Below are 25049 nucleotides of genomic sequence, written 5' to 3' on the forward strand. Positions count from 1 at the left end.
AACGAAGTACATGAAAAAGCCAGTCGGGGGTTCCAACTGGCTTAATAAAAACCGTCAACCTATTTTAGGACTAGACACTTGATTATTATTGAACTGTCATGAGATGACTCATGGAAACCGATGATCTGGCAGTGTTCAGGTTACCCTCTATGAGGGGGGGAACCGACGTGAATAAAGGGGGCTGTTGTTTTTTATGGGCATTTGAACTGCAAAATGGACTGTGATTAGGCCCAGAAGGCCATTTGGCTAATTGTGCATCGTTCAAGTGAGTGGGTGATCCATGGGAAATGATATCCAGAGGAAGGCAGGTTTTGTAATGGTATGGGGCTTTAATTAAGAATATTTGTTTTCGATTTAAGAATTTTTCATCATGTTAATAAAAGTTTGACATTATGTGGTCATAGACATGTTTTTCTAAGTGCGATATTCATTATTTAATCAATGGGAATGGATGTTTTTAGTTAAGCGTTGTTGAAGGTTTAGCATTTTTACTCATTATCCCAATAAGGCGTTTGACTAAAACGTTCGATAAGAAAATCGATAAAAACACGGACCTTGAGGGGTAAGTAACGATTTTCAGGATAGAGGGCGTAGGCTTGTAATTCGGCAAGTTGATAATCGGGTAAAATGGGCACTAAGGTTTTATTCTTAATGGCTTGCCAAGTAATGAACGTGGGCAAATCAACGATTCCATGGCCCGACTCTGCGAGTGATTTGAGCACTTCTCCATTATTGGCTGTAAAATGGGCCTTTAGCTGTAGCTTGTGTGCTTGACCTGACTTATCTGTTAGTACTAATCCGCTGTTATTTGTGTGTTGATACTTTAGCAATCGATGCTTTTTGAGGGCTTCTAATGTTTGTGGGGTTCCCTGCTTCGCTAAATAATCAGGGCTTGCACACAGAATATGTCTAATGGGGACAATATTTCTGGCCTGCAAACGGGAGTCATCGATGACAGCTCGATAGGGCTGAGTAATACGAAAAGCAAGATCGACACCTTGTTCCACTATATCCACTTTTTTATCAGAAAAATCCACTTCTAAGGTGAGATCAGGATGTTGTCGCATGAAAATGTCGAGTGCGGGGGTGAGATGATGGATCCCAAATGATAGCGGCGCGGCAATGTTAAGCGTACCTTGTAGTGATCGGACTTGACTGGATGCATGGCAATTAAGTTCATCAATTTCATCGATAATGAGTTTACTGCCTTGATAATATGCTTGACCAGCTTCTGTGATTGTCGACTGCCTTGTTGTACGTGTGATCAGCTTGACCCCTAATCGGTGCTCGAGCTCTGATAATCGCTTACTGATGGCAGATTTTGCCATATTAAGTTGCTCAGCAGCACGAGTGATACTGCCAGCTTCAACGACCCGAGTGAACACTATCATGTCTTCTATTTGACCCATTACTTTGCCTTTATGAAATGCCTTTAATTGTTTATTTGATGAGCATTGCTCTGGCTGATTACGCCATTTTCTATTGTTCACGATTCGAGAATAGTGATTTAATTTTTTTTGTGTTTATTCATTATAAGTTAACACTTAATCTGGAGAACAACAATATGAAGGTCATTTCATCAAGTGGACTTCCTGAGTCGATCAATAGACTTGATGGTTAATGGGAGCAATTATGGAGCAAAAGCCGATGTCAGTGAATACGCAATGTGACAAATCAAGTGTCGATAGCAATCAAACAGTACCGAGAACCTTTCAGCATATTATCAAAGGGCAAGGTGTATCAGATGGCGATGGTGTTCGTATCAATCGTTTAATCGGTAACCGGACACTCATGATGCTCGATCCTTTTTTATTATTGGATGAATTTTCATCAGATAAGCCTCAAGATTATATCGGTGGATTTCCAAGTCACCCTCATCGAGGCTTTGAAACTGTGACTTATATGCTAGCGGGTAAAATGCGTCATAAAGACAATCAAGGTAATGAAGGGGTGATCAGCGCAGGTGGTGTGCAATGGATGACGGCAGGTAAGGGCATTATTCACTCTGAAATGCCAGAGCAGCAAGCGGGACTATTGCAAGGATTTCAGCTGTGGGTCAATTTGCCTGCAACGGAGAAAATGACAGATCCTGCTTATCAAGAATTTTTACCGGAGGAACTGCCTATAGAGAAAGGTGGGCAAGGGCAAGCGATTACCGTTATCGCGGGTCAAACCAATAATGGAACAAAAGGGGGAGTGAATAACCTTTGGGTGAAGCCCACTTATTTAGACATCTCTTTGCCTGCAAAAACGTTGTTTGTTCAAGATTTACCCTATGATGATAATAGTTTTATTTACGTTATCACTGGTGACATTCAATTAGCGGGCAGTGAGAGCAGACTCAAGCAAAAAGAACTGGGTATTTTTAGTAAGGGAAGCCAAGTGCAGTTGCAAGCAGGAGAAAGCGGGGTGAGATGTTTACTGATCTCAGGATCGCCGCTGAAAGAGCCAGTAGAGCGGGGTGGGCCTTTTGTAATGAACACGCAAGTTCAGTTGATGCAGGCGTTTAGTGATTATCGTCAAGGGCGTTTTTAATCGATTTGATTTAAATGAAAAGATGTGATTTCGGGAGAAAAATGATGGGGTTATTAATTAAGGGGCAGTGGTCTACCGACTGGTATGATACGGCATCAAATCAGGGCCAATTTAAGCGCTCAGAATCTGCTTTTCGTCATTGGGTGACCCATGATGGCAGCGCTGGGCCTTCTGGAAAGTCGGGTTTTAAGGCTGAAGCGGGCCGATATCATTTATACGTGTCATTAGCCTGTCCATGGGCCCATCGCACGTTAATTTATCGAAGTGTAAAAGGGCTTGAGAAAATAATCAGTGTGTCAGTAGTCAATGCTCATATGGGCGAGCAAGGCTGGCGTTTTAATATGACTGATGATGGACAAGGTATTGATGATCTTTGGCTTAATTCGTTTCATCAATTTGATGAGCATGCTGCCAGTATTGATAGTGTGAACGGCAAACAATATCTTCATCAAGTGTATACTCAATCAATGCCTGATTTTACTGGGCGAGTGACGGTGCCAGTATTGTGGGATAAGAAAACACGGCAAATCGTGAGCAATGAGTCAGCGGAAATTATTCGCATGTTTAATTGTGCATTTGATGAGGTGGGCGCCCTTGAAGGGGATTTTTGCCCTGATGAAATGGTTAAACAAATCGATGAAATGAATGATATTATTTATCCATCTATTAATAATGGCGTGTATCGAGCAGGCTTTGCGACCACACAGGCGGCTTATCAAGAGGCTGTGACAGAATTGTTTGCAGCTTTGGACCGTTTAGAGCAGCGTTTAGTCACACAAGATTATTTGCTGGGTAATGACGTGACTGAGGCCGATTGGCGATTATTGACCACACTTATTCGATTTGATGCGGTTTATGTGGGGCATTTTAAGTGTAATATTCGCCGTATAGCAGATTATCCCCACCTTCATGATTACCTCAAGCGACTGTATCGCTTTGCTAAGGTTAGCGATACCGTGAATATGGCGCATATCAAAGCCCATTATTATGGCAGTCATAAAATGATCAACCCCACAGGCATTATTCCCGTGGGGCCTCAATTGGCTTTTTTAACTTGATATCATAAAGCGGATTTAGGTTCGCCGTTTATCAAGCCAATCATCCATTGATAAGCGGCCGCCGCCAGTGATGAGTAAATAAAAGCAAGCTAATAACATGCAAAAGTCATTTCGAGCGGCATGAGACATGGCCCAAAAGCCAGTACGGATCCCTTCGGGTAAGTGAAATATCCATAAGTCATGGCCTAACAAAATTGGGATTTTTGTCGATATGATGGCAACGAACATAATAATGATCAGGGGAATAGCTGCGAGACGAGTGAATAAACCTAAGATAATCAAGAGTCCACATAATGTTTCAATGATACCGACAAAGGGACCAAAAAACTCAGGCCAAGGTATGCCAATTTTGATGAAACGCCCCGAACCTAAAATCTCTGCGTAAAAAAGTTTTTGTAATCCTTCTGGAAAAAACACGATAGCCCCGACTAATAAACGGATTAATACAGTCCAAGCGGTTGTGTCTGTTTTACGCCAAGGTAAAGATTGCATTTTAAATAACCTTTAATTGAAAAAGGGTTAAAGCCTGATGACTTGCTATTAATATAGTTGAAAATAATGACTATGGGCTGAGTATATATCCTTGGCTGTTTTATTTAAGCACACTGTCATTCAACACGCCTTTATCGATGAGCTGTTGCAAAATATGGCGGCTTTTTTCACGTAAGGTATCCCTGAGGAGGCGAGCGGCGGGAGTGATAGACTGACGGCTAGGAAAGATAAGCCAAAGCTCTGTTGGTGTAGGAGCATAGTCTGGCAGGATATTAATCACTTTATCTGAGAGTAAATCATTCGCCATATCGAGGCAAGATTTGAGGGCTATCCCTTTTCCAGCGACGCACCAGCGATGGACAAGATCGCCATCATTTGAGGCGTGTCTACCACGCATTTTTATTTTAATATTCTTTTTTGACAGCGATTGTTCTCGCGGCGGGTTGCCTGCGGGTAAGGGGGCTTGAACAGCGGCTTCTTGATATGAAAAGTCCCACACATCATTGATGATATCTTGCAGTTGATAAAAAAGGCCATTGTGAGAGGTTAAATCTTGAGGGTGCCGAGGCAGGCCATGTGCCTTTAAATACTCAGGGGTGGCACAGAGTAGACGAGGGACATTGCAAATTTTAAACCCGTACACATTGGCATCACTTGGGGAGCCATATCTGAGTGCCATATCGACAGCGTCGCGATAAAAATCGATGTTACTGTCATTAACGTTAGCTCGTAGGTGAATGTTGGGGTGCGTATCCATAAAGGTATCGAGCCATGGAATGACAATATTACGGCCCAAGTCTGAAGACACGGCTATACGCAGTTCTCCATCAATGATATCGAGATCATCTTTCATGTTGAGCTTGGCTTGCTCAAGCATCTCCAATGCTTGTTGGCATTGAGGTAAATATCGCTCTCCGGCGCTGGATAGCCTTAGGTGTCTTGTGGTGCGAATGAATAATTCTGCCCCTAAGGCTTTTTCGACTCGCTTAATAGCGACACTGGCTGTGGCGGTTCGCATGTTTAAATGGGCTGCTGCAGCAGTAATACTGCGAAATTCGGCGACTTTTAAAATGATTTGAAGATCTTCAATGAGCATATTGTCTAATAATTTTTGATAAAACTGTAATAATTATCCTGTTTAATTAGCATAAATCAAGTTCTATACCGCTTACATTAACTATTCACCCAGAGAAAAATCATGAAAGCCACCGAATATCACCACCCGTTACCTATCTATGACAAAGCTTATCTGTTCATTGCATTGTTAGTATTGATGTTTAGCGTTCAAATCATGCGTGTTACCCCTATTATTTGCTTTAAATTGTTGCAAAAAAGTTGATAATTAACTTTTATTTGTGTAAAAAGTGCAGAATTTGTTTCTATAGGAAAATTATGGCTATTTTAGATATTTTGACTGCGCCGGATCCCAGATTAAAATTGGTTGCGAAAGCTGTTGTTGATTTTGATTCAATTCAAGTATTAATTGATGACATGCTTGAGACACTTTATGCCACCAGCAATGGTATTGGTTTAGCGGCAACCCAAGTGGGTCGCAGTGAAGCCATCGTGATTATTGATATATCCGAGAAGAGAGATGAGCCACTGATTTTAGTTAATCCTAAGGTGGCGAGTGGTCAAGACAAAATGATGGGGCAAGAGGGCTGCTTATCGGTACCTGATTTTTATGCGGATGTTGAGCGTTTCTCTGCCGTTACGGTCACAGGGCAAGATCGTTTTGGCCAGAAGGTGACCATAGAGAGTGATGATTTTCTTGCTATTGTGATGCAACATGAAATCGATCACCTTAATGGCAACCTGTTTATTGATTATTTATCGCCTTTAAAGCGTCAAAGGGCTGTTAACAAAGTTGTGAAACGGCTAAAAAAAGCCAGTTAGGTTTTATCATGCATTTTTTTGATGAGAGCCTTAATGACAATCAAATTGTGGCAGAAGGATTTACTCAAAGAGTGCGCGGCCATCATGCAGAGGTGATGGCATTATCAAGTTATCACAGTGAGTTTGATGGTGACCTTGATGAGATTGTTGCCTATGTCACGCTTGAGCCTTTGCGGGAAGAACGCCCTCATGCGCTCAATGATTAGCGCATAGCGGTATTCAGCATGTGGTGGTTGCCATGCTGGATCCCGAGCCAAGGAACAATGGCAAAGGTATTCATATTCTTAAAGCAGCAGGTATTAGGGTAGACATTGGTTTAGAAGCGAAACAGGTGAAGGCTTTTTTTGCAACCTTATTTCGAGTATTCATAATGTGTCATCGATTGATAGTAGATGAAAGTGACTTTATGGTGAAACGGCGCTAAATTGCTTTTTTGCGCCGTTTGTATGAGAGACTCATTGATTACAGGCAGAGCATTTGTCCTGCGACTATACAGTCTGGGCCATTACCATCAGTTTCGGCACAAAATAGATTGGTTTCATTGTGGTGGCTGGGGGTTAGGTGCGTGTGATTGCCTTGCGAGCTTGCGTGGACGCCATCTATTTCACATCGCCCTCTTATGTTATCAGGGTTATCATCTTGTAGGTCTTCATGATTTCTTATTACTATATGATTCCATGGGATAATGTCCACCACTTCCCTTTGGTAGTGGGTATCAGCAGTATTTCCCCTACAACCATAGCAACGGGGATCGTCTGAATTGGGGATGGCAGCATTATAATCGTCAAACATAAAATCTTCTAAGTCACAGACGGCGCGGATTGAAACAGCACTTTGATTTGCGTTTGGGCAAGATTGTATACATTCAATGCCGCCGTAATCATCTTCATTGACATCTGGAGAGTCTTTAACGTAACATTCAAACTCTAGATTTTCGGCAACCGCATCGGTGCGAAATTCGGTAACATTAATGTTGGCGTAACTTGATAATATTTCTTCTTTATTTTCAATTTTTTGTAAGATATTTATCGTGTCAAAAGTAATGACGTCCTTAGGGTTAGTGTGTAAAAATTGATTATAAATAATGGTGTTGTTGAGGCTATCTGCGTGATCATTATCGCAATTGTTTTGCTCACCATGACGAGCATTGAGGTTTATGGAAGGATTATTACTGATATGCTCTAAAGTAAAGTAATTGGCTTCTATTTGATTAAGACTGGTACTTTGATGGCGATTTTCTTGGCCGCAACGATGAAAAAGGTAAATACCGCCATTGTCGTTTAACGTCAGATGGTTATTTTTGATCAAGTTATGAGCTGAGCCATCAAGTGACATGAGTTGCTGCTGAGTATTGACATGAATGGTATTGTTGTTAATGTGATTGAAATTAGACTCTGCATCAAGATAGAGCGCCACAGTATTAGAGACTCCTTGTAGATTAGAGTGCGCTAAGGTGACATGGTTGACACCTGGGGATAGATGAAGCAAGGGGCGCGATAAGCCTTCGATGTCGATATTGTTAAGCATGATGTGGTGAGGGGATGCCTCATTGAGGCGCTTAGTGTGACCCGCTTGTAGTGATGATGTCTGAATGTGATTATCTTGCGAATGAATGCCCATACCACTAATGCGAATACTGCCTTTGATTCGACAGTTTTCGATATTGATATGTTGAGGAGTAGACCAAGTATTATTGGCTTCTTGACGTGATTGGATCACGATGGCGTCATCGACATTGGCGGCAAAAATGCCCGCATCAATACCCGTAGTGAGATCAATCATTGCATTGTTACAGTTCAGGCTTGTGTTTGATGCTGTTTCGCCTTCAAACAGTATTTTTTTGGTTATTACATCATTACTGTCTAGGGTTAAATTACAGTCTATTGAAACGGTATGATTATCTTTGGTAATTGGGCTTAGAATGTCAGATTTTTTATCTGTTGAACAGATATTCTCGGCCGCCATGGCTGATGTGAGCAGTAAAGGGATAATGGTAAAAAACAATAATAATAGCTTATTTATTAATAGCATAGAAAATCCTTTTAGTTTGATTAAGCAATGAGTTTAGGTTATTGGACGTGGTTCAATATAAATAAAGCTAAACATTAGTTTTATAGTTGCTGTTTTTACCGTGTCAATGTTTTATCTATAAATTAATGTGCTGTAATGAAAAATGGAAAAATAAGTCGAGGGTGATTGAGTGATGTTTTAGCCTATTTTTACATGTTAACACCACTGGTTGATTACATGGCCAGTGGTGTTAAGGTGATCAGCAAAAATATTCATACACAATATTTACAAACAAATTTGCTGGCCAAGTATGTGGCAATCGCCACCATTTTGATCATGTTCCTTACACCCTATAAACGTTTGGTTGTTATAACTGGGGTAAGCGTGATTATGGCTGTTTTCAAGATAGTTGCTTGTTTCATGTACAAGGCATTCACTGTCCGGAAGCGTATCACTTTCACGTATGATATCCATATGTCCCCAGAGAGGTAAGTCAGAAAGTGAAACTGAGCCCCATTCTAGGTTGCACGCTGCTCTGACTGCAGCACTGATTTTGTTATCAGGACAAGTGGCATATTCATAACATCCGTAACTGTCTGTTTCTATTTGACATTCAAACTCAACAATTTCAGGCTCGATATTTTGCTTAAAAGATGAAACACGAAAATTAGCATAGACAGAAGCTTCATTTAAGGCCTCATCGTTATCAGAGCCAAAGCGAATAAGTTCATGAGGTTCGGCGTTCAAAAATTGATTATACATCACAGTATTGCCTTCTGTATTATCGAGATTATCCGTCGAGCTAGTATGTTTGAGTTTGACATTATCGTCATCAATGCAATAACTCTGTTCTCCATTGTTTGCACCAATATTCACCGCAGATTTATCATTTAGGTAATTATTGTAAAGGAAGTAATTATTTTTAATACTGTTAAAACTGGCGGTTTGATGGCGAACCATACCGTTTTCGCCACAATTGCGGAAAAGATAAATCCCTCCTGTATTATTTGCAAATAAATAATTGTATTCAATCGTATTGTATGCAGATCCATCGAGTGCGACCATATACTCTGATGTATTAACGGCAATGGTATTTTCCAATATTTTGTGGTAATTCGATTCAGCATCTAAGTATAAGGCGACGGTATTTGATGTGCCGTGAAGATAAGATTGTTGTAATGTGACTCGATTGACACCAGGTGATAGGTAAAGGGCGGGGCGGTATAAAGCTTCGATTTCAAGATTTTTCAATAAAATATTACTGGGTGCAGAAGCATTGCTTCTTTGTGTATGTCCAGCAGTTAACGATGAGGTGGTGAGATCATCTGCGAAGGCATTATCATCCATGCCTGTAATACGGATACTGCCCATTATTTGGCATCCGTGTATGGCAATATTTTCAGGGACAGACCAAGTGTCTTTATCTTTAAATGACTGGATAATAATAGTGTCTTCATCCGTCATTGAAAATATTCCTGCTCTAATGCCGACATTGAAATCAATTTTGGCACTATTGCAGTTCAATGTGGTATTGGATGCACTTTCACCTTCAAAGTATACTTTTTTGGTGATGACATCGGTGCTTTTTAGTGAGACATCACAATCAATTGTTACACTTGGCCGTATTTCAGAGACGCGTTCTAATATCTCTGCTTTTTTCATGTCGGTACACACATTAGCGGCATTAACAGGGAGATTAAATAAAGAGGTTATTATGAATATTGAAAACAACATGTTTTTTCTATTACACATATTAAGTCCTTTTGATGTTTATGAGTAAAGTCAATTACCTAAAAAATTGGAGTCGATATACTTTCATCCTTCATCAGTATGATCTTAACTTTATATTAATGGTCATAGTATTATTCATAGCATTGATTTTTTAGTCCCTTATCATGCCTTATTTCTCAATGATAAGGACTAAGATATAATGACTATCATTTTTTTTGATAGATTGAATAATAGTAGCTCATCACTTGCCAGAAGTGTTTTTTCAATTTAAATAAACTCGAATGCGACAATGTTATGACTCATTGGGGTCAGACTTGGTTTTTTTTTAAGATGTTGTTTATAATGATGTGGAAGATAATGGGGAGTATTCAATATTCATCTTAATTTGTTATATTGAAAATCTGTTAACCACCTGAAATATAATAACAATAATTTAAAATATTTTGAGTGTGTCCATCTTTTAATTTATCACCTTTAAACTCTCTGTTTAGCACTTATATATTTTTTTATTATGAATGAGAAACATTAAAATATAAAAATAGTGTTTAATATTGCTTATTTGGAAATGATTGCTTCTACTCGAGTGGATTACTATCAAAGATTGGTCTGCCAGATAAACTTGAAATTTTTTGCCCTTGAAACAGGATTAAGACCTCAAGAAGGCTTATCGACGATTGTTCCTGTCACCATTAACAATTTAACGCCTATTAATGACAGAACGAAAGAAATTTATCAATTATCGTCATAGCAAAGGTTAATGAATAAGAATAGCTAAACATAAAGTTCCGCTGAATTTTTATGTCTGCCTATTCAGTGCTGGTATCAATAGAGAAGCTTTTATATGATTGTCTAACATTGAGTGAAACAGATCAGCACCCATGAAGAGACATTTTGATAGTTTAGCCCGTGAAATGTTACAACAAAGACAAACGACTCACGAAGTATGTCGTCAATTTTCTCGAAGTCCGAGTAAAGGAAATTTGAAGCGGTTGAAGTCACTTTTTGCCCATTGTGGAGAAAGTGTATTTATTGAAGCGGGCTTTCATTGTGATTATGGACAATTTATTGAGTTAGGCGATCGTGTGTTTATTAATATTAATTGTACTATTTTAGATGCAGGTCGAGTCAGTATTGGTCATGATACCTTAATTGGCCCTAATGTTCAGATTTTAGCCGTGACGCATGATGTGGATCCTAAGAGAAGATTAGAAAAAGGCAGCTATGCACAAGATGTGATAGTTGGCAATAACGTGTGGTTAGCAGCCGGGGTGATTATTTCACCTGGGGTGACCGTGGGGGATAATAGCGTAATAGGAGCTGGAAGCGTGGTCACTAATGATGTGGAGGCAAACAGTTTATATTTGGGCCATCCTGCAGTAAAAGTAAAGGCAATCTAATAAATGAATGATTGTTGTTGATTTTGGTTTATGTTGCTTGGTTTGACGTTCATTTAAGGACATTGACATAGCGAGGTTGGCTATACTGAGAAGAACATGAATAATACTCATCTTTTGCAGTATTAGACGTGTAGACATCTAAACGTCCTTATGTATAATGGAGTCAAGAGCATGATGATATTGTTAAGAAAAGTATTTTTTTTTATTGTTTCTCCATTTTTATTAATGGCTTGTGCAACGCCTGATGAGTATGTAGAAATTGATGGTATTGTCAGTTATCAGACTCCCGTTAGCCTGCCGGATACTGCAATCTTAACGGTGAAATTAAAAGATATAACGGATAGGACACAACCTGCGATCATTTTAGATGAGCTTAATCAAGAAAATGCCAGCTTACCCGCTCGTTTTTCTTTTACTGTTCCTAGGGATGCTTTCGTGGAAGGGCATATGGATATTATTAGGGCTTATGTGAAATACAAAGACAAGTTGATGTTTATGAATGTTAATGCAGTCAAAATTGACCCTAACTCCCATGAGCCTTTGCTCATCATGCTTGAAAAAGTCAGTGAATAACCGAGGTTGAGCTCACTTTTTTACTGGATAATTGGTTTATTAATATGAAATAGAGGCGAAGTATGCCGGTAAAAATCCCTGATGATCTCCCCGCTGCAGAAGTACTAGAGTCAGAAAATATTTTTATCATGTCTGAAACAAGGGCAAAAAATCAAGATATAAGGCCTATGAAGGTACTTATCTTGAATCTTATGCCTAATAAAATAGAAACAGAGACTCAGTTACTCCGTTTATTGGGTAATACGCCTTTACAAGTTGATGTTGATTTATTGCGTATTCATGACAAAACCTCTAAGCATACTTCAATTGAACATATGGATAACTTTTATCGCGATTTTGAAGATATTAGGCATAAAAATTACGATGGGTTAATGATCACTGGTGCTCCTTTAGGGTTATTACCTTTTGAAGAAGTGAGTTATTGGGATCATATTTGTGACATTATCGATTGGTCTCAGCAACATGTCACATCGGTATTATTTTTATGTTGGGCTGCACATGCAGCTCTTTATCATTTATATGGTTTGCATCGGCGGGTGCTCGATAAAAAACGTTCAGGTGTCTATCTACATCAAAGAACCAGACAGCATTATCCTTTATTGCGAGGGTTCGATGATGAATTTTTTGCACCGCATTCTCGTTATGCTGAAATGGACGTGGCTGATCTTAGGGCGCACCCAGATTTAAATGTATTAACAGAGTCGAGCGAAGCGGGAGCCTACATGGTATTGAGTCAGGACAATCGTAATTTATTTGTGATGGGGCATCCTGAATATCAGAAATTTACCTTAGATGAAGAGTATAAACGTGATGTGCAAGAAGGCATTGACCCCGCTCAACCTCAAAATTATTACCTTAATAATGATCCTAATAATAAGCCGATCGCCAGGTGGTATGGTCATGGCAATTTGCTGATCAGTAATTGGTTAAATTATTACGTTTATCAATTAACCCCGTATGATCTTGCTAAAATTAGTCATGAGCCATAACCGTTTAATGTTTTTATCATGGCGTTTTCAGTGGAACAGGTTAAAGCCCCCTCAACATTATGATAATGGCTGAAAGAAGAGGGGGGAGGTTCATTACTTCTGTGAAGCGTAATAGGCCGCTACATTAATAATATCTTGCTCGCTTAGCATTTTTGCCATAGGCTCCATTGCAGCAGCTTGCCCGCCCTTACGCTCTCCTGCTTTATACGCTTTTAATGAAGAAATTAAATAAGCTTCGTTTTGCCCACTGAGATTGGGATAAATTGGCATGATGGCCTTACCTGTAGCTCCATGGCAGGCGACACAAATAGTGGTGGCTTTGGCTTTACCTGCTTCAATATCAGGGGCGCCTGGTTTGGCTGGGGTTGCTGGTGTCGCTGGGGTTGCTGGTGTCGCTGGGGCTGCTGGTGTCGCTGGGGCTGCTGGTGTCGCTGGAGCAGCTGGTGTCGCGGGTTCAGCTGCTATTGCGGATGTTGCTGTTAATAATGCGGCGGCAGCTAACATAAGGTTACGATTCATTGCTCTTCCTTGTTTGACGAGTTTTACACGGTAAGTATTAACACTTGAATACCGTGATTAAAATGTATTTTTTAAGTGAATCATAGTATGGGGGAGTAACTCGTTGTAGATGTGTCATGTCTCTTTATGGCGAGTTACTCATCATGTTGAAGTACACCAACCGCATTGGAATACTAACCCTTTACAGAATCCTTCTTAACTGCGATAAAATGCGCTTACTGTTATCGTCAGTTTTTACATGAGTGTCTATTTTTTAACATTTAAAGCAATCAATGTAAATGAAGAGATGATCAGCAATTTTTAGAATATCTATCATAAAGTAGCGAAAGCCTTATTTTGCCTTTAATAGCGCGGAGTTTGTTGATACATTAAAGACCATTTTTTAATGTTGAATTTGTGATCTTGAAGCTGAATAGGTGATACAATAGATTGACTTTTCATTGATTGAGATGATCGCTTCTTGTGAGAAATATTATTCGCATTATTGCTCATGTCTGTGTATTCATTGCTGTAATAACTAATTTGGTGTTGAATTAAATGTTTTTCATCTATTTTTCAAATTTGAATGCCGTTACATTTCACTCATAAGTCTTGTTTTTTCTGGTGATAAATCAGAGTTATTTATATTGTTGATATTAAAAGTTATTTATAAAATATTGACTATAATAAAGTGTTAAAAAATGATAATAATAAAGGTAAGTTGAATGCAATTGACGGATATTACCGTATTAAAAACCGCATTAGATTGGTTATATCAAGGTAAAACCTTTTGGTTGTGTACCATTTTGAAGACTTATGGTTCAGCGCCGCGTCCTGTGGGGGCATTGTTTGCGACTGATGGTCATTTAAGGCGAGGCTCTATTTCAGGTGGATGCTTAGAAGATGCTTTTATTGAAATGTTAAATAATGGCGACTTTAATGGTTCTGCCTCTGTATTTTCATACGGCGATCATATGCAAGGAGAAGCGATTGCGACAGAGCTGCCATGTGGCGGTACGATCCGCTTATTAGTGGAATGCTTACAACCTAGCGATAATGTTTTGGCCCACTTAGAACTGTGGTTACAGTTGGCTCAATCCCATACAGGCTACGTGCGTCATGTGAAGCTTCAAAGTGATGATATTCATATTGAATTAACCTCAGATCAGCCTTCTTTGTCAGTGGTTGAAACCTCTGATTTGATTGAGGTGTATTATGAACAAGTGTGGAAGTTCATCATACTTGGAATAAGTCAGGTGGGAATGAGTGTTGCACAGTTAGCCATTATGGCGGGTTATGAGGTGCATGTATGTGATATGCGAAAACAATTTGAGTCAAGTTGGACGTATACTGCTGAAACGGGTGGGGTGGATGTCACTTGGATTTCTCCTGATATTCTAGTGGATAAGCTTGCCGACAATCGAACGGCAGTATTAGCGTTAGCCCACGATCCTCGCATTGATGATTTGGGGCTCATGAGTGCCTTTGAGTCTAAGGCTTTTTATCTTGGTGCCATGGGGTCGAAAAAGACCAGTATTGCCAGAGAAGAAAGACTTAAACGAGTGTGTGATTTGTCTTTTTCTGATTTGACACGTTTACATGCGCCCATTGGATTAAATATTGGCAGTAAAACGCCCATTGAAATTGCCATTGCGATTATGGCGGATGTGATCAGAGTGAAAAATAATATTTCACTTGATGTGCTTTAATTGTCGGTATAAAAAATTAAGGTAGAAGTTGTTTAACAGGCATTTTTAGGTAAATCTAAATCAAGATCACCATCGGGTACGCAGCAGCAAGGTAAACATTCACCTTTTTCAAGGTGCGCTAAAGGCTCGGTTATATAATAGACTTTTCCATTGATGATGTTGGTTTTACAGGCACCACAAAATCCACTGCGGCATTCTGAAAATATTGCGACTTTTTTTTGCTCTAAGGCTTCTAGCAAGCTATTAGACTCTTGATGAGCATATAGCAAGCTAGGTTCACCTTGAAGGCTGACGATAGCAGCCTTCTGATAACGGTGTTTATAGGTCAAAGTCGAGGAACTCAGAGCCATCAACCGACGCATCTATTTGTCCGACAAGGTAAGATGAAACTTCAACTTCTTGTGGGGCGACTTGTACAGAATCACTTTCTAACCAACTTTTCATCCAAGGCAGTGGGTTTGAGCGTTCTTCATAAGCGGGGGTGAGGTTAACGGCTTTCATACGTTCATTGGTAATGTATTCAACATATTGACACAGTATTTGTTCATTAAGGCCAATCATAGACCCATCTTTAAATAAGTATTCTGCCCAATCCTTTTCTTGCTCAGCGGCTTTCAGGAAAATATCATAAGCTTGCTGTTCGCATTCACTGGCGATTTCGCCCATTTCAGGATCATCTTTACCTGCTGCCATCAGTTTTAAAATATGCTGAGTGCTATTGAGGTGCAAGGCTTCATCACGGGCAATAAGGCGAATGATCTTGGCATTACCTTCCATGACATTGCGTTCAGCAAAGGCAAAAGAGCAAGCAAAGCTCACATAGAAACGAATGGCTTCAAGGACATTCACTGAGACCATACATAAGTATAGGGCTTTTTTGATTGCTCTTTGGTTAACAATACGTGTATTGCCTTGAATAGTATGTGTGCCTTCTCCCAGTAGATTATAGGCTTGAGTAAGAACGATAAGGTCATCATAGTAATGCGCAATATCGGATGCACGCTTTAAAATTTCATCATTGACGACAATGTCATCAAAGACACTTGATGGATCATTCACAATATTACGTATGATATGCGTATAAGAACGCGAATGAATGGTCTCTGAAAATGACCAGGTTTCAATCCAAGTTTCAAGCTCTGGCAATGATACTAAGGGTAAAAAGGCCACATTGGGTGAGCGACCTTGAATAGAGTCCAGTAGCGTTTGGTATTTTAAGTTGGAAATAAAAATGTGTTTTTCATGTTCTGGCAATGCGGCATAGTCAATTTTGTCTTTACTGACATCGACTTCTTCTGGGCGCCAGAAAAAAGATAATTGTTTTTCTATGAGTTTTTCAAAGACTTCATATTTTTGTTGATCGTAACGTGCAACGTTGACCGATTGCCCCATAAACATAGGTTCGCGGCTAGCATCGTTAGGGGTTTGACAAAAAGTTGAATAGGCCATGATTTTCGATTTCCAAAAGATAGGGGCGTTATGCCCCTATTATATAGTTAACTGAGTAATGCAGCGATAAATTGATTATATCTTACATGCGCCGCCAGCACAGCCATCATCTTCCTCTTCAACACTGACGATATCATCATGTTGATCTGAAGCGCCATCACGAGTGTTATGGTAGTACAAGGTCTTAAGGCCCAACTTGTAAGCCGACAATAAATCTTTTAACAGTACTTGCATGGGGACTTTATTATCGTCAAATCGTAATGGATCATAATTAGTATTGGCTGAAATGGCTTGATCCACAAATTTTTGCATTAGACCCACAAGCTGCAAATAACCTTGGTTATTGGGCATTTGCCATAGTAATTCATAGTTATCTTTTAGGGTATCGAGATCAGGGACGACTTGCTTTAATTGACCATCTTTACTGGCTTTAACGCTGATAAGTCCTCGTGGGGGTTCAATGCCATTTGTGGCATTGGAGATCTGAGAAGAGGTTTCTGATGGCATTAATGCTGATAATGTCGAATTGCGCAGTCCATGTGTTTTGATGTCTTGACGCAATGCCTCCCAATCAAGGTGCAGTGGCTCATCACAGATGTTATCAAGATCACGTTTGTAGGTATCAATAGGTAAAATACCTTGTGAGTACGTGGTTTCATGGAACAAGGGACAGGCGCCTTGCTCTTTGGCCAGCGTCATAGAAGCTTTTAATAAATAATATTGAATCGCCTCAAAGGTTCTGTGAGTCAGCCCGTTGGCTGAGCCATCGGAATATTTTACTCCATTTTTAGCTAAATAATTAGCAAAGTTGATGACGCCTATGCCTAAGGTACGGCGATTCATTGAGGCCGAACGGGCAGCTTCAATGGGATAATCTTGATAATCGAGCAAGTTATCCAGAGCACGTACGGCTAGCTCGGCTAAAGGTTCAATTTCATCAAGGGAATGAATGGCGCCTAAGTTAATTGCTGAGAGGGTACAAAGTGCAATTTCACCTTCGGGATCGTTAATGTTATCCAGTGGCTTAGTGGGCAGCGCAATCTCAAGACATAAATTAGATTGTCTGATGGGGGCCACTTGTGCATCAAATGGGCTGTGAGTATTACAGTGATCAACATTCTGAATATAAATACGGCCTGTTGAAGCACGTTCCTGCATCATTAAAGAAAAGAGTTCAATGGCGTTTATTTGTGTTTTTCGAATTGTATCATCTTGCTCATATTGCAGATATAAACGTTCGAACTCATCTTGGTTTTCAAAAAAAGCATCATATAAACCAGGGACATCAGATGGGCTGAATAAACTGATCACGCCACCTTTAATCATGCGCTGATACATGAGTTTGTTAATTTGTACACCGTAGTCTAAATGGCGGATACGGTTATCTTCCACACCACGGTTATTTTTAAGGACCAATAGCGATTCGACTTCCAAATGCCAAATAGGGTAGAAAAGCGTGGCTGCGCCACCGCGTACACCGCCTTGGGAGCAAGATTTAACGGCGGTTTGGAAGTGCTTATAAAAAGGAATGCAGCCTGTATGGAATGCCTCTCCTCCTCGAATTGGACTGCCTAGTGCACGAATACGGCCAGCATTTATTCCAATGCCCGCACGTTGGCTGACATACTTGACAATCGAAGAGGATGTCGCATTAATGGAGTCTAGACTGTCATCACATTCAATGAGTACACAAGAGCTAAATTGACGCGTAGGGGTACGTACACCCGCCATAATAGGCGTGGGTAATGAAATTTTAAAGGTGGACGTCGCATCATAGAAGTCTTTGATGTAATTGAGGCGAGTCTCTTTTGGGTATTTAGCAAATAAACTTGCGGCCACTAAAATATATAAAAATTGTGCACTTTCATAGACTTCATTGGTCACGCGGTTTTGAACTAAATATTTACCTTCAAGCTGCTTAACGGCGGCATAAGAAAAGTCCATGTCACGCCAATGATCGATGAAGCTATCGAGTAAAGTCAGCTCTTCACTTGAATAATCTTCCAGTAAATGGGCGTCATACTTGCCGATATCGACCAGCTTATTAATATGGATTTCAAGTGAGGGGGGTTCAAATTGACCAAAGGCTTTTTTGCGCAGATGAAAAATAGCAAGTCGAGCGGCTAAGAACTGATAATCCGGAGATTCAGGCGAAATCAAATCGGCGGCGGCTTTGATGATAGTTTCATGAATTGCTTCAGTGGGAATGCCATCAAAAAATTGTAAATGCGATCTCAGTTCTACTTCAGAAACAGAGACATTGTTGAGTCCTTTCGCTGCCCAAGTGATCACACGGTGGATTTTGTCGAGATCGATCGTCTCACGCTCACCGCTACGCTTGGTGACTGTCAAATTGCTATTCATTAATAGTGGGGCCTTGGTTCTTTATATTCATGTTAGCGATCGGGTTAAGATCGCAATAGGTGTCCATATCAAAATCAAATAATGACTGATAAAATAGAGGTCAGTTTCTTTAACTTGACACTGGGGTCCTTATCGTGTCTGCAATTGTTACCTACACACAATATATGGTGCTTTGTCATTTCTTAAATACAAGATAGTGCGGTTTTGGCCATTTTGCAAGTGAGAATTTTGGGCACAAGTTGTGGATATCTTGAGGATAATAGCCTCAGTTAGTAATAGCTAACCCATTGAGGCTTGTTTTTATATGAGTAAAATTTTAACGGCTAAAATTTGAGCTGCCTAGATCAAATGTAAAGATCGAATCGTGACTGACGGATCCTTATTCAAGACGCTTTTAATTTGAATTGCACTTTGTTTTAAAGTTGTTCGTTTAACCATTTTTCAAATGATTTTCCGGCTTCAAAATAGTGCTTAGCAGGCCAGTTATTGGGGAAATCATCTTGACTGATATATCCCCAAAGTGCGACAGCACCGATCATATTGGCATTTTTAGCGGCAATAAGATCACGCTCGGCATCGCCTAAATATAAAATAGTATGGGGGGCGCAGCCCATTTGTTGAGCCGCGAGCCACATCGGAGCTGTGTGAGGCTTAGACTTAAGGGTGCTATCACCACTGACAATCGTGCGCATGCGTTGAGTGAGTTTAAGTGAATCCAGTAATGGTCTGGCAAATCGTGCAGCTTTATTGGTGACAACGCCATAAGGGATATGCTTACTGTCTAACAATGAAAGCACAGCATCAATACCATCAAATATTGCTGTATTGTCGCCATTAATATGGTGATAATGGTGCAATAGCCTTTGTTGTATTTGTATTTTTTTGTCGTCAGTTAAGCTAGGTTCGGCTGCGCTGACTAAGGCTAAACTGCCATGAGAAGCCACGGAGCGCATGCTCTCTATACTGTGCTGTGGATAACCAAACTCTTTTAGGCTGAGGTTAAGCGCTGTGATTAAATCAGGAGCAGTGTCGGCGAGCGTACCATCAAGATCAAAGAGGACACCTTTAATCGGCGATGCGCTTGAACTGACTCCTGTTACATGCGTTGTTACTGTCGAAGCGATTGAGGGGCTAGTCATTTTTGACCGTCGCTATCATGTAATTGACATCAAGTTTTTCAGTATATTTAAATATATCCGTTAACGGGTTATAAGTGATGCCTGTTGCATCAGTGCATTGAAGCTGTGCGTGTTCAGCGAGTGATATTAATTCTGAGGGTTTGATAAATTTTTTATGATCATGGGTACCAACAGGCAGCATTTTTAATAGGTATTCGGCACCAATAATGGTTTGTAGATAAGCCATTATATTGCGGTTAATGGTTGAAAAGAAAACATAACCACCGGGTTTAACCATATCGGAACACGCTTGAATCACTGAGCTGGGATCAGGAACATGCTCTAACATTTCCATACACGTCACCACATCATACCTTCCCTGATGATTGTCTCTATGGGCTTCTGCCGTGCTTTTAATATAGTTGATATTGACGTTTGCCGCTAACGCATGAAGGCGAGCGACTTCTAAAGGCTCTTCTCCCATATCGAGTCCATCAACCTTTGCGCCCAATTTGGCCATACTTTCAGATAAGATACCACCGCCGCAGCCGACATCGAGTACCTGCTTGCCAAAAATTCCCCCAGCAGTTTGATCGATATAGTTGAGTCTAAGGGGGTTGAGTTTATGAAGCGGTTTGAACTCTCCTTGTGGATCCCACCAGGTTGACGCCATTTTTTCAAATTTTGCAATTTCTTCAGGATCGACATTTGTGTTGTGCTGCACGTTTTACACCTTTATTACCAATGTTTTCGATTAGTTTATCGTTATTAGAGATAATTAACAAAGGTAATGGACAGAGAATCGTAGAATGGATATTGATGCTTGTTCAGGGGAAGGTTTTTGATGTTATTGAGTGATGAGAACGAGCTGGGTGAATAGAGATAGGCAAAATGCAGGAGTGAGCATTTCCTCTGGTTAGGATAGCAGAGGAAGTACTGTTGAAGAGGCTTTATTGTGTCTAAATTAAACGATCAAAATACACGGCTTTCACTTATTTAAAATGAACACTAATTAGGCCTAGCGACAATCAATATCTGTGTTAGAATGGCAAATCACGTTTTCAGGCTCGGCAATGACTTAAGCTCTCATTTTAGGGACAAAGTTGTCAGCTATTTATCAGGAGATCGAGCAGTTTATGACTGATCTGGCTTCATCTATAACACCCATTAATATTGAAGACGAATTAAAAAATTCATACTTAGATTACGCCATGAGCGTAATTGTGGGTCGAGCATTGCCCGACGTGCGAGATGGCTTAAAGCCTGTGCATCGTCGTGTGCTATTTGCTATGAACGAACTAAAAAACGATTGGAATAAGCCTTATAAAAAGTCGGCTCGTGTCGTTGGTGATGTAATTGGTAAATATCACCCCCATGGCGATACTGCTGTCTATGACACCATTGTACGTTTAGCGCAGCCATTTTCTTTGCGCTACACGCTTATTGATGGTCAAGGTAATTTCGGCTCGGTCGATGGTGATTCAGCAGCGGCCATGCGTTATACCGAAATTCGTATGGAGAAGTTGGCCCATCAATTGTTGGCAGATCTTGACAAAGAAACGGTCGATTTTATTCCTAACTATGATGGCACAGAATTTATTCCTGAGGTGTTGCCAACGCGCGTACCGAATTTATTGATTAATGGCTCTTCAGGTATTGCTGTGGGCATGGCAACCAATATTCCGCCCCATAATCTCAATGAAGTGGTGGCAGGTTGCTTGGCGCTTATTGCCGATCCCGAATTGAGCATTAATCAGTTGATGGAGTATATTCCAGGCCCTGATTTTCCAACGGCGGCAATGATCAATGGTCGTAAAGGGATTGTTGATGCGTATCACACGGGCAAAGGCCGTGCGATTATGCGTGCTAAAGCCGAGATTGAAACCGAAGATAATGGCCGTGAGCGTATTATCGTTCATGAAATCCCTTATCAGGTGAATAAAGCTCGCTTGATTGAGAAAATTGCTGAGTTAGTTAAAGATAAAAAAATTGAAGGCATTTCAGGACTTCGTGATGAGTCTGATAAAGACGGCATGCGTATTGTCATTGAAATTAAACGCGGTGAAGTGGGCGAGGTCGTACTGAATAACCTTTATGCTCAAACACAAATGCAGTGTTCTTTTGGTATTAACATGGTGGCATTGACCAATGGTCAACCTAAACTGTTTAATTTAAAAGAAATGCTAGAGTGTTTTATTCTTCATCGACGTGAAGTGGTCACTCGCCGTACTGTGTTTGAATTACGTAAAGCACGTGATCGTGCCCATATTCTAGAGTCTTTAGCCGTTGCTTTAGCCAATATTGATCCTATTATTGCGCTCATTAAGTCTTCTCCCACCTCTGCGGAAGCAAAGGTAAAATTAACCTCACAAGGTTGGGAGCTGGGTAATGTTAAAGCCATGCTGGAAAAAGCCGGTGACGATGCCGCGCGTCCAGAATGGTTAGCGCCTGAATTTGGTATTCGTGATGGTCTCTATTATCTGACAGAGCAACAAGCACAAGCGATCCTTGAGCTACGTTTGCACCGTTTGACAGGGCTTGAGCATGAAAAAATTCTTCAAGAATATGATGAGTTATTAACCATTATTGCGGGGTTACTGTTCATTTTAAGCAGCCCAGAGCGTTTAATGGAAGTCATTAAGGAAGAGTTAGAAGAAATCCTTGAAGTGTATGGTGATGCACGTCGTACGGTGATCAATGCCAACGAAGTGGATATGAGCCTTGAAGATCTCATCAATGAAGAAGATGTGGTTGTGACCTTGTCTCATTTAGGCTACGCGAAATATCAAGTCTTGAGTGATTATCAAGCGCAGCGCCGTGGCGGAAAAGGAAAAGCGGCCACTAAAGTCAAAGATGAAGATTTTGTTGAGAAACTGCTGGTAGCGAATACCCATGATACCATTTTGTGTTTCTCCGACTTCGGTAAAATGTATTGGTTAAAAGTGTACCAATTACCGCTGGCTAGCCGTCAGGCGCGTGGTCGACCTATTGTCAACTTGTTGCCGCTCTCAGAAGGTGAACGCATTACGGCGATTTTACCTGTGCGAGAATACGAAGATGATAAATACATCATCATGGCAACCTCACATGGCACTGTGAAGAAAACACCATTAACGGCGTACAGTAATCCAAGAGCGAACGGTATTATTGCTGTTAATCTTAAGGATGGCGATCAGTTGATTGGTGTGGATATCACTGATGGTAATGACGAGATCATGTTGTTCTCTGATGCGGGTAAAGTGGTGCGCTTTAATGAAAAAGTCAAAGACTCTGAAACCGGTGAAGTGAAGCGCGATCCTGAAACCGGTGAAGAAGTGCTGGCACTTAGACCTATGGGCCGAACCGCTACGGGTGTCCGTGGTATACGCTTAGAAGAAGGTCAGCAAGTCGTGTCGCTCATTGTGCCTAAAAATGATGGCGATATTTTGACGGTAACAGAAAATGGTTTTGGTAAGCGGACTTTATTAGAAGAGTACCCGGCTAAGAGTCGTGCGACCAAAGGTGTGGTGTCTATCAAAATAAGCGAGCGTAATGGCGCTGTCGTCGGTGCTGTTCAAGTGTGTGAAAATGATGAAATTATGCTTATCAGTGATAAAGGCACCTTAGTGCGTACGCCAGCCACTGGTGTATCGACTATTGGCCGTAATACACAAGGTGTGACCATTATTAAAACGGCTGTTGAAGAAAAAGTGGTCGGCTTGCAGCGGATCGATGAAATTCAAACCGATGATGATGAGTGCCTTGATGAAGGCGCACAAGAAGCGGTTGGGGAGAATGCTGAGATCAGTGAGACTGAGGTGACAGATAATGATGCGCCTAAGCCTGATCCAAAAGCGGATGAAGAATAAAGCGTAAATGAGCATAACGGGCGTCCAATTGGACGCTCGTTTTTTTTAGCTTATATTTTTATGGTTAAGAGTGAGTATTTTAGTCAATATGAGAGGAAGAGATCAGTGAGCATTACTTATAATTTCTGTGCAGGGCCTGCCATGTTGCCTCAAGCGGTAATGCAAAGAGCGCAAAGTGAATTACTTGATTGGAACAATCAGGGAGTATCGGTCATGGAGCTCAGTCATCGCGATCCATCCTATATTGCGTTAGCTGAGAAAGCGGAACAAGACTTACGTGATTTAATGGCCATTCCTGATAATTACCATGTGTTGTTTATGCATGGTGGTGGGCGCGCGCAATTCGCTGCTGTGGTGAATAACTTTCTTGGTGATGAGGGAGAAGCGCTCTATTTAGTGGATGGCAGTTGGTCTTCAATCGCTGCCGACGAAGCGGAAAAATTAGTTGGCAAGACGCATATTGATAGACTCAATATTGTCAATAAAACGGCCGATAACAGCCAGGTTGAATTACCTAATTTACACGGGATCAAAAAAGATTATCGTTATGTACATTACTGCCCTAATGAAACGGTAGACGGCATTGAAATCTTTGATGAGCTGGATAGCCCTTGGCCTGTGGTCGCGGATATGTCCTCTACTATCATGTCTCGTGAAATCGATGTGAGTCGCTATGGTCTTATTTATGCGGGTGCGCAGAAAAATATTGGTCCATCGGGGTTAAGTATTGTCATTGTGCATCAAGATTTATTAAGCCTGCCTAGTTTACCTCAATCATCGATTATGGATTATCGTCTCGCGGTGAAGCATGGCTCTATGTACAATACACCACCCACATTTGCTTGGTATCTGGCAGCGAAAGTGTTTGAATGGTTAAAAGACATCGGTGGCGTGAGTGCGATTGCTGCGGTGAATAAACAAAAAGCGGCCTTGCTTTATGAATGCATCGATGGCTCTGATTTTTATGTCAATAAGGTGAGTGTTGAACACCGCTCGAACATGAATGTGACCTTTTATTTAACCGATGAAGAGCTCAATAGCCAGTTCTTAGCTCAGGCTAAGCAAGCGGGATTAGTGGCCTTAAAAGGCCATCGCATGGTGGGCGGAATGCGAGCCAGTATTTATAATGCCATGCCACTTGAAGGGGTTCAGGCACTCGTTGAATTTATGACCGCTTTTGCCGCAGAGCATGGATGATAAACTTAATGAGATAAGAAAGTAAAAAGCGCTATTATTGCGCTTTTTTATTTGAGTAGGTGAAGGTGTCCATGGGAAATTCTTCCTAATAGCCTTTTAAAAGAACACGCCTATACCCGTGACACTTCAATGTGATTAAGTGAACAAGGTTTAGCAGCAGGGAGCATACCTAGCTGCTATCTTTA

The 25049-nt window shown here is 40.7% G+C and carries 23 protein-coding genes; 12 read left to right on the forward strand and 11 right to left on the reverse strand.

The genetic code is table 11. From position 1 onward, the window contains the following. Positions 1–488: 488 nt before the first annotated feature. Entirely contained in the window at positions 489–1409 is a 921-nt protein-coding gene (locus Q0779_RS21195) for a LysR family transcriptional regulator (protein WP_298775778.1), read from the reverse strand. Between the two features lie 223 nt (positions 1410–1632). Between Q0779_RS21195 and Q0779_RS21200 the strand changes: the two genes are divergently transcribed. Together Q0779_RS21200 and Q0779_RS21205 are read left to right on the forward strand one after the other, a co-directional pair. Further along, on the forward strand, positions 1633–2535 hold the full coding sequence (locus tag Q0779_RS21200; RefSeq protein ID WP_298775780.1) for a pirin family protein: 903 nt from the start codon (positions 1633–1635) through the stop codon (positions 2533–2535). A 44-nt stretch (positions 2536–2579) separates the two neighbouring features. Further along, on the forward strand, positions 2580–3593 hold the full coding sequence (locus tag Q0779_RS21205) for a glutathione S-transferase family protein (protein ID WP_298775829.1): 1014 nt from the start codon (positions 2580–2582) through the stop codon (positions 3591–3593). A gap of 15 nt (positions 3594–3608) precedes the next feature. Here Q0779_RS21205 and Q0779_RS21210 read toward each other — a convergent pair whose 3' ends face one another. After that, the gene (locus Q0779_RS21210; RefSeq protein ID WP_298775782.1) at positions 3609–4085 is read right to left on the reverse strand and encodes a DoxX family protein; all 477 of its coding nucleotides are present in this window, start codon (positions 4083–4085) and stop codon (positions 3609–3611) included. Between the two features lie 100 nt (positions 4086–4185). After that, complete coding sequence (locus Q0779_RS21215; protein ID WP_298775784.1) at positions 4186–5181, reverse strand: LysR family transcriptional regulator; 996 nt, start codon at positions 5179–5181, stop codon at positions 4186–4188. Positions 5182–5477: 296 nt separating this feature from the next. Between Q0779_RS21215 and def the strand changes: the two genes are divergently transcribed. The 3 genes from def to Q0779_RS21230 are packed head-to-tail and all read left to right on the forward strand — an operon-like array spanning position 5478 to position 6405. Next, positions 5478–5981, forward strand: a complete 504-nt coding sequence (gene def, locus Q0779_RS21220) for a peptide deformylase (RefSeq protein WP_298775786.1) — start codon at positions 5478–5480, stop codon at positions 5979–5981. A gap of 8 nt (positions 5982–5989) precedes the next feature. Further along, entirely contained in the window at positions 5990–6187 is a 198-nt protein-coding gene (locus tag Q0779_RS21225) for a hypothetical protein (RefSeq protein ID WP_298775788.1), read from the forward strand. A gap of 32 nt (positions 6188–6219) precedes the next feature. Then, complete coding sequence (locus tag Q0779_RS21230; RefSeq protein WP_298775790.1) at positions 6220–6405, forward strand: hypothetical protein; 186 nt, start codon at positions 6220–6222, stop codon at positions 6403–6405. Between the two features lie 38 nt (positions 6406–6443). On the opposite strand, the gene Q0779_RS21235 is transcribed toward Q0779_RS21230, so the two are convergent. Continuing rightward, positions 6444–8012, reverse strand: coding sequence for a hypothetical protein (locus tag Q0779_RS21235; RefSeq protein ID WP_298775792.1), 1569 nt, complete (start codon positions 8010–8012; stop codon positions 6444–6446). Positions 8013–8276: 264 nt separating this feature from the next. Further along, on the reverse strand, positions 8277–9743 hold the full coding sequence (locus Q0779_RS21240; RefSeq protein ID WP_298775793.1) for a hypothetical protein: 1467 nt from the start codon (positions 9741–9743) through the stop codon (positions 8277–8279). 520 nt (positions 9744–10263) lie between these two features. Here Q0779_RS21240 and Q0779_RS21245 point away from each other — a divergent pair. From Q0779_RS21245 to metA, 4 genes are all read left to right on the forward strand, one after another. After that, entirely contained in the window at positions 10264–10470 is a 207-nt protein-coding gene (locus Q0779_RS21245; protein ID WP_298775797.1) for a hypothetical protein, read from the forward strand. Positions 10471–10600: 130 nt separating this feature from the next. After that, on the forward strand, positions 10601–11119 hold the full coding sequence (locus tag Q0779_RS21250) for a sugar O-acetyltransferase (protein ID WP_298775798.1): 519 nt from the start codon (positions 10601–10603) through the stop codon (positions 11117–11119). 171 nt (positions 11120–11290) lie between these two features. Continuing rightward, on the forward strand, positions 11291–11692 hold the full coding sequence (locus Q0779_RS21255; protein WP_298775800.1) for a YbaY family lipoprotein: 402 nt from the start codon (positions 11291–11293) through the stop codon (positions 11690–11692). A 62-nt stretch (positions 11693–11754) separates the two neighbouring features. Further along, positions 11755–12681: a homoserine O-succinyltransferase gene (gene metA, locus Q0779_RS21260; protein WP_298775803.1), complete on the forward strand. Its 927-nt coding sequence runs from the start codon at positions 11755–11757 to the stop codon at positions 12679–12681. A gap of 93 nt (positions 12682–12774) precedes the next feature. Here the strand turns inward: metA and Q0779_RS24040 are convergent, their stop codons facing one another. Beyond that, the gene (locus Q0779_RS24040) at positions 12775–13200 is read right to left on the reverse strand and encodes a cytochrome c (RefSeq protein WP_367180826.1); all 426 of its coding nucleotides are present in this window, start codon (positions 13198–13200) and stop codon (positions 12775–12777) included. A 704-nt stretch (positions 13201–13904) separates the two neighbouring features. On the opposite strand from Q0779_RS24040, the gene Q0779_RS21270 reads away from it, so the two are divergent. Continuing rightward, complete coding sequence (locus Q0779_RS21270) at positions 13905–14888, forward strand: XdhC family protein (RefSeq protein WP_298775806.1); 984 nt, start codon at positions 13905–13907, stop codon at positions 14886–14888. Positions 14889–14920: 32 nt separating this feature from the next. On the opposite strand, the gene yfaE is transcribed toward Q0779_RS21270, so the two are convergent. The 5 genes from yfaE to ubiG form a co-directional block, all read right to left on the reverse strand. Then, positions 14921–15238 carry a class I ribonucleotide reductase maintenance protein YfaE gene (yfaE, locus tag Q0779_RS21275; RefSeq protein WP_298775807.1) on the reverse strand — a complete coding sequence of 106 codons (318 nt, stop codon included), beginning with the start codon at positions 15236–15238 and terminating at the stop codon, positions 14921–14923. Further along, positions 15207–16337, reverse strand: a complete 1131-nt coding sequence (nrdB, locus tag Q0779_RS21280) for a class Ia ribonucleoside-diphosphate reductase subunit beta (RefSeq protein ID WP_298775809.1) — start codon at positions 16335–16337, stop codon at positions 15207–15209. The genes yfaE and nrdB overlap by 32 nt, the downstream gene beginning before the upstream one ends. 75 nt (positions 16338–16412) lie before the next feature. Next, positions 16413–18701, reverse strand: coding sequence for a class 1a ribonucleoside-diphosphate reductase subunit alpha (gene nrdA, locus Q0779_RS21285; RefSeq protein WP_298775810.1), 2289 nt, complete (start codon positions 18699–18701; stop codon positions 16413–16415). A 416-nt stretch (positions 18702–19117) separates the two neighbouring features. Then, on the reverse strand, positions 19118–19840 hold the full coding sequence (locus tag Q0779_RS21290) for an HAD family hydrolase (RefSeq protein ID WP_298775812.1): 723 nt from the start codon (positions 19838–19840) through the stop codon (positions 19118–19120). After that, positions 19833–20543: a bifunctional 2-polyprenyl-6-hydroxyphenol methylase/3-demethylubiquinol 3-O-methyltransferase UbiG gene (gene ubiG / locus Q0779_RS21295; RefSeq protein ID WP_298775814.1), complete on the reverse strand. Its 711-nt coding sequence runs from the start codon at positions 20541–20543 to the stop codon at positions 19833–19835. Before ubiG ends, Q0779_RS21290 begins: the two co-directional genes overlap by 8 nt. 412 nt (positions 20544–20955) lie before the next feature. On the opposite strand from ubiG, the gene gyrA reads away from it, so the two are divergent. Both gyrA and serC read left to right on the forward strand, forming a co-directional pair. Further along, positions 20956–23667, forward strand: coding sequence for a DNA gyrase subunit A (gyrA, locus tag Q0779_RS21300; protein WP_298775815.1), 2712 nt, complete (start codon positions 20956–20958; stop codon positions 23665–23667). Between the two features lie 105 nt (positions 23668–23772). Beyond that, on the forward strand, positions 23773–24864 hold the full coding sequence (gene serC, locus Q0779_RS21305) for a 3-phosphoserine/phosphohydroxythreonine transaminase (RefSeq protein WP_298775816.1): 1092 nt from the start codon (positions 23773–23775) through the stop codon (positions 24862–24864). The last annotated feature ends 185 nt before the right edge of the window (positions 24865–25049 follow it).

The organism is uncultured Shewanella sp. (assembly GCF_947491715.1).
Lineage (GTDB): Bacteria > Pseudomonadota > Gammaproteobacteria > Enterobacterales > Shewanellaceae > Shewanella.

What these genes read in the sequence shown, in the direction of transcription:
- Q0779_RS21240 (WP_298775793.1), bottom strand. Translation starts at nt 9,743, where the DNA reads ATGTGTAATAGAAAAAACATGTTGTTTTCAATATTCATAATAACCTCT.
- Q0779_RS21210 (WP_298775782.1), bottom strand. Translation starts at nt 4,085, where the DNA reads ATGCAATCTTTACCTTGGCGTAAAACAGACACAACCGCTTGGACTGTA.
- Q0779_RS21235 (WP_298775792.1), bottom strand. Translation starts at nt 8,012, where the DNA reads ATGCTATTAATAAATAAGCTATTATTATTGTTTTTTACCATTATCCCT.
- Q0779_RS21195 (WP_298775778.1), bottom strand. Translation starts at nt 1,409, where the DNA reads ATGGGTCAAATAGAAGACATGATAGTGTTCACTCGGGTCGTTGAAGCT.
- Q0779_RS21255 (WP_298775800.1), top strand. Translation starts at nt 11,291, where the DNA reads ATGATGATATTGTTAAGAAAAGTATTTTTTTTTATTGTTTCTCCATTT.
- metA (WP_298775803.1), top strand. Translation starts at nt 11,755, where the DNA reads ATGCCGGTAAAAATCCCTGATGATCTCCCCGCTGCAGAAGTACTAGAG.
- Q0779_RS21200 (WP_298775780.1), top strand. Translation starts at nt 1,633, where the DNA reads ATGGAGCAAAAGCCGATGTCAGTGAATACGCAATGTGACAAATCAAGT.
- def (WP_298775786.1), top strand. Translation starts at nt 5,478, where the DNA reads ATGGCTATTTTAGATATTTTGACTGCGCCGGATCCCAGATTAAAATTG.
- Q0779_RS21270 (WP_298775806.1), top strand. Translation starts at nt 13,905, where the DNA reads ATGCAATTGACGGATATTACCGTATTAAAAACCGCATTAGATTGGTTA.
- nrdA (WP_298775810.1), bottom strand. Translation starts at nt 18,701, where the DNA reads ATGAATAGCAATTTGACAGTCACCAAGCGTAGCGGTGAGCGTGAGACG.
- Q0779_RS21225 (WP_298775788.1), top strand. Translation starts at nt 5,990, where the DNA reads ATGCATTTTTTTGATGAGAGCCTTAATGACAATCAAATTGTGGCAGAA.
- Q0779_RS21205 (WP_298775829.1), top strand. Translation starts at nt 2,580, where the DNA reads ATGGGGTTATTAATTAAGGGGCAGTGGTCTACCGACTGGTATGATACG.
- gyrA (WP_298775815.1), top strand. Translation starts at nt 20,956, where the DNA reads ATGACTGATCTGGCTTCATCTATAACACCCATTAATATTGAAGACGAA.
- Q0779_RS21250 (WP_298775798.1), top strand. Translation starts at nt 10,601, where the DNA reads ATGAAGAGACATTTTGATAGTTTAGCCCGTGAAATGTTACAACAAAGA.
- nrdB (WP_298775809.1), bottom strand. Translation starts at nt 16,337, where the DNA reads ATGGCCTATTCAACTTTTTGTCAAACCCCTAACGATGCTAGCCGCGAA.
- Q0779_RS24040 (WP_367180826.1), bottom strand. Translation starts at nt 13,200, where the DNA reads ATGAATCGTAACCTTATGTTAGCTGCCGCCGCATTATTAACAGCAACA.
- Q0779_RS21230 (WP_298775790.1), top strand. Translation starts at nt 6,220, where the DNA reads ATGCTGGATCCCGAGCCAAGGAACAATGGCAAAGGTATTCATATTCTT.
- Q0779_RS21215 (WP_298775784.1), bottom strand. Translation starts at nt 5,181, where the DNA reads ATGCTCATTGAAGATCTTCAAATCATTTTAAAAGTCGCCGAATTTCGC.
- yfaE (WP_298775807.1), bottom strand. Translation starts at nt 15,238, where the DNA reads ATGGCTCTGAGTTCCTCGACTTTGACCTATAAACACCGTTATCAGAAG.
- Q0779_RS21290 (WP_298775812.1), bottom strand. Translation starts at nt 19,840, where the DNA reads ATGACTAGCCCCTCAATCGCTTCGACAGTAACAACGCATGTAACAGGA.